General features: G+C 34.7%; 2 protein-coding genes. One reads left to right on the forward strand and one right to left on the reverse strand.

Features of this window, described 5'->3' with window-relative positions; translation table 11 throughout:
- Positions 1-18 precede the first annotated feature (18 nt).
- Positions 19-336 carry a hypothetical protein gene (locus tag J6569_RS11170; RefSeq protein ID WP_296318527.1) on the forward strand — a complete coding sequence of 106 codons (318 nt, stop codon included), beginning with the start codon at positions 19-21 and terminating at the stop codon, positions 334-336.
- Between the two features lie 306 nt (positions 337-642).
- On the opposite strand, the gene J6569_RS11175 is transcribed toward J6569_RS11170, so the two are convergent.
- The coding region (locus J6569_RS11175) for a tetratricopeptide repeat protein (RefSeq protein ID WP_296318529.1) at positions 643-935 on the reverse strand (293 nt) is incomplete at its 5' end.

Here is a 935-nt window from a genome sequence, read left to right on the forward strand (position 1 = left end):
TAGGCTACTTGCCTCCCGTTGAATTTAAAAAACACTTACCCCTTAATTTTTTTGTTTGAAAATGTGTTGCCATTCCATGATTTACCCGATTATATTTTTGATTTAATTGATTTTAAAGGAGAAGTAACAGAATTACGAAGATTGATCGGTTTGTTTCCTTCTTGGGAGTGCACAAAAGCGCAAGATAGAGCTGTTTATGGCCTAGCGGTAAAAAGAGGGGAAAAATTGTCTCAAGATGATGTATCTTTTAATGAAGAACAAGCATTAGAAGCCTTAAAAAAACACCCAGAAATCGAAAAATTGTTCAGAGAAACATTCCCATTTATCGATCTTTAAGCATTTTATCCATCAACTTATATCGCTACTATAAGAAGAATGGTTAGGATGTTCGCTAGGATGATAAGCAGAAAAGAGTTATCTACTTTTCTGCTTTTTTTATGCAAACTTAAAAATACAGTATTATGGCATTACAGGCAACCGCCTGACCTTTTTTAGTGACAAACACTTTGACTATAACCGCTTTGGTAACCTTATTGTCGAAAAACGCGGAAAATAGAATGCAATTGGTTCCATCTGGTATGTCCACACTTTTTAGTACCAAAAAGTGTGGACATACCACATTTTGGTGTAACAGATTAATTATTAACAACCGCAATCGTTATTACTAGCTTGCTTTTTCTTGGCCTGTTGTTTGGCTACAATGGCATTAACCTTTTTTGTTACAACATTTAAGTGATCTTTAGCATCGGAATAGTTTTGTTCAGCGGCCTTAGCAAACCATTGTTTAGCTTTAAAATAGTTCTTTTTAACCCCTGTACCATTGTAATAGAGTGTTGCTAATGTATATTGAGCAACGGCATCTCCTTTTTTAGCTGCTTTTGTATCCCACTCAATTCCCTTAGAATAGTTTTGTTTTGTTCCTTGTCCATTATAAT

Source organism: Gilliamella sp., assembly GCF_024104075.1.
GTDB lineage: Bacteria > Pseudomonadota > Gammaproteobacteria > Enterobacterales > Orbaceae > Gilliamella > Gilliamella bombi.